3 protein-coding genes are annotated in these 3,933 nt (G+C 44.5%); all 3 read right to left on the bottom strand.

Translation table 11 applies throughout. From position 1 onward, the window contains the following. The coding region (locus Q0668_RS23675) for a PVC-type heme-binding CxxCH protein (RefSeq protein WP_366918987.1) at positions 1-1,349 on the bottom strand (1,349 nt) is incomplete at its 3' end. Positions 1,350-1,471: 122 nt separating this feature from the next. Further along, entirely contained in the window at positions 1,472-2,383 is a 912-nt protein-coding gene (locus Q0668_RS23680; RefSeq protein WP_298869018.1) for an SGNH/GDSL hydrolase family protein, read from the bottom strand. A gap of 179 nt (positions 2,384-2,562) precedes the next feature. Then, positions 2,563-3,735 (bottom strand): serine/threonine-protein kinase, encoded by a 1,173-nt coding sequence (locus Q0668_RS23685; RefSeq protein ID WP_298869019.1) that lies wholly within the window; start codon positions 3,733-3,735, stop codon positions 2,563-2,565. Between the last annotated feature and the right edge of the window lie 198 nt (positions 3,736-3,933).

Raw genomic sequence — 3,933 nt, forward strand, 5'->3', positions numbered from 1 at the left:
ACACTATTAATACATTGTGCAACCCAGAGTCCTTCTAATTGGTTGTGTTCGAATTGCGAGTCTTTAGGATCGAGATTTTTTAGCCAGACTTTAAAGTCAGTTTCTACTTTTGCTTGTCCCCGCTCACGCAGGACATTTTTGGCGTTTTGACGCGTCCATTCTTCGGGTAGCTTTAACGCATCCAGCAACTCCTTATTGGATGCTTCTACTAACTTTGGACGGGGTAGTGTCGGTTTGCCTTTATAAGTTACGCGCCAGATGCGTCCGTGGGTATGATCGCGGCGAGGATCACGGAAATCGACTTCGCCGTGTTGAATAATCGGATTGTACCAATCGGCGATGTAGATTGCTCCATCAGGCCCCATTTTGACATCAATAGGGCGAAAGGCGACGTGGTCAGTTTTAATAACTTCTACCTGCTCTCGAGACACATAACCGGCTTCATTTTCTGTGACCACAAACCGGCACACACGATGCCCGCGAAAATCGTTGGTGATCATATTGCCCTGCCAATCTTCGGGCAGATGGCGACCGCTCAATATTTCTAGACCACAGTGCTTGGGACTACCTAAATTCAAGCCTTTCAAAATACGGTCCGCACCGACAGCCGTCACAAAAGCGGCACCGGGGAATGTGTAATTGATCCCGTGACCATATGCACCATCAGTACAAAATGATTGCCCCCAACGATCAAAATGATGGCCCCAACTATTGACCATGCCGCGCATCACAACTTCCAGATCCATCGATTCGGGACGATATTTCCAGATGCCGCCTCCATTCAGACGACGCACACCGTGCGGGGTTTCAATGTGACTATGAATATAAATCGACTGATTAAAATAAAGATGTCCACCTGGACCCCAACGGAGAGTGTGCAAGATGTGATGTGTGTCCTCGGTTCCGAAACCTGCTAGTACGGTCTGTCGCACGTCCGCTTTGCCATCACCGTTTGTATCCTTCAGATGCAGTAATTCCGTGCTGTTTCCAACATAAACCCCACCATTGCCGGGCATGACAGCGGTAGGTATCAATAAACCATCCGCAAAGACAGTCGTCTTTTCTGCTATTCCGTCGCCATCCTGATCTTCTACTACCAGAATTTTATCATTGGCCTTTTCACCTGGTTTGATGTGAGGGTAAATCTCTGAGGAGGCGATCCATAGTCGGCCTTGGGCATCGAAATTCATCTGAATTGGCTTCGCAATTTGTGGGTCCGCTGCGTAAAGATTGACTTCAAACCCATCAGCGACTTTGAACGACCTACGTTCCAGTTCAGGATCGACGGGGGGAATGTCCGTCAAATCGCGTTGTGCCCATGTGGTGGAATTGCTCAGCAAACAGAGCATACAAAAAGCACAATGAAAAATTATTTTCAGTGGAAGAGTGGCTTGATTTATCACAGGAACGATCCTTTAGAGATCAAAGACAATTTAAGATAATTATCGTAAATAGAAATAATTGATGGAAGCTATTGCGATGAAATCAGTCTGTGAATCGATGCTTCTCTTTCTTCAATCATCGGGATGAACTGCGGCAGCTCTTTGGCATTCTGGCCCTGTTCATGCTTGCGGAATCCCAACAGATAAGTAATATTCTGAGGTCGCCAGTTATAAAAGTAGAGACGGTTTTTTTCAAACGCAAATTGCCGCACTTCCTGTTCAACGGAAGGTGACAAAGTAACGGGATGTATGCCGAGATCATTGGCAATAATATTAGCGCCTTTCTCATAGCCAGCTTTTGTTAAATGAATTCCGTTTGTAGTCCAGTTCAATTTCGGTTTACCTGCGGATTTAGGGATCAACTGGGAAAACAGGTCGATATAGTAATGGTTTCCTTGTGCAGCGATTTTCTGCAGCAGGTCTGCGTAGAGTTTCAGGTCGCGATTATGGGATGTGGGATCTGGCAATGGATGCCCTGCATTTTCAGAGCGATGTGGAGAAACAATCATTATTTTCGCACCTGTCGGTTTCAAATCTTTTAGCAGTTTTTGCAATTGTTTTTGAAATGCGGGTAAACCTGCTTCACCCGCATATGCTTCATTACCACCATAGCCGAGCAAAATTAGATTTGGTTTCAGATCTTTGACTTGTTTCAGCATCCGTTGATATCCGGCGGCAGGTGGATCAAATATTCCGCGAGAGTCAGCCCAGACCGTATCGGCACTCCAACCCAGATTGCGAAAGGAGAGCTTCGCCTTAGGAAAGCTTCGCATGAAGACACTTTCCCAACTTCCATATTTCTGAGCTCGTTCGATCAGAGTATTACCCAGAAAAATGATTCGGTCACCCGATTTCAGTTCGAATGGAGGCGGACCTGCGAATATGCGTTGCGAAGATAAGAACACTAATAGAAGTAAACAGAAGGTGAGACTCTTTTTCACGGAACGACCTCTGAAGATGACTGTGATAAATAGATATTACATCTACGCTAAAGTAACAGGCGACGGGAGGAACATCAAATCAGGAATATGAAATTTCAAGTGAAAAAAGATTCGAATCCCGATGCCTAACAGTCGATTTTATTAGCATTGTAAAGTTATTTGAAGCATTTGCAGACTAATCAGGAGTCTGCCGACAACTCATCTCGATCCTTCTGTTGCCAGATAGGCGTAGTGAACACTGTGGTTTGTGGATCAGTGGAAAATTGCCCTTCATCAAAATAATCGGTTTCGACCTCCTCGATCCAGAGGCGTAATTCATTTTCGTAATCACTGGGAAGATCACTTTTGACAAGCAGCCGATGAAATTCAGCTGCACCTTCTTCACCTAGATCGGCGACTTCAGCACTCTGAAACCGTTCATTGGGATTGGGATGAACAAGCCGATGAATCAGTTTCATTAATGGTTCGCTTAAAGCAAATTCTTCAGTGGGAAACCATTGTGGGAGTTGTTGCAGAATATTTTGTTTCGCTTTGATCAACTGGTCATATTTCAGATTTCCAAAAGGTTGAAATCCGGTAATGACTTCGATCAGAATATATCCCAGGCTGGCAAGATCAGATTGCGGAGTTGCCCGCTCTCCCAAAAGTACTTCAGGGGCAGCATAGGTCGGCGTACATGGTTGATTGGGAGGCAAATTGTTTAAATCGATTGCAGAACCAATATCAATAATTTTCACGTTACCACTGCGTTTGAGCATAATATTAGCCGGTTTCATATCACAGTGGATAATATCATGCCGATGTAAAGCAGCTAAAGCCGCTAGACATTCGCGAAGAATTGAGACTGCTACTCCCGGCTTGAGACGTGGTTGCTGAACCCCTTTCGTAAATACATTATTATTGATATTTTTCCATCGGCGCGACGTAACCTGTTCACGAATTTGTTTAAATGTTGCCGGTGTGAGCAGACTGCGCAAGTCATATCCATCAACCCATTCCATTTCCATGATATAGATGTGATCGCGTTTGACAAAGTTCTGGACGGCGACGAGATGATTATCCTGAACACGTGCCACACGTGCGGCAACCTGGGCCAGCCGACCCATCTCATTGAGATAGAGAGTACCACTGTTATAAGGTTTGGGAGAAAATAGTTTGAGCGCTATAGGTATATTAAATCCATCTGCCCCCTCACGTGCACTCAGATAAACAACTCCTTGTCCACCAATTCCCAGGCAACGTGAGAATGTCCGACGATTCGTCCATTCCAGACGATTATTATCAAGCAATTCCTGATAATGCTGATTCAATTCTAATAATGATTGCGGTTGAGAAGAGGGGTGCGTGGTCAAAAGAGATCCGAATGTTCTGTAACAGAATAGTTATCGTTCTCAGTCTTATTCAGACTCAGAAACAATGATAAACGATGAGGTAATTTTAGCCCGAAATCTATGATTTAATATCGTTAAAAAACAGAAAATGAGAAGCTACCAAAAAAAATGTTGCTTTTTTGAGGAGAGCTGTTAAACAATAGAGGCTGGAAGGGCATT

This window comes from uncultured Gimesia sp., from assembly GCF_937910335.1.
In the GTDB taxonomy this organism is placed as follows: domain Bacteria; phylum Planctomycetota; class Planctomycetia; order Planctomycetales; family Planctomycetaceae; genus Gimesia.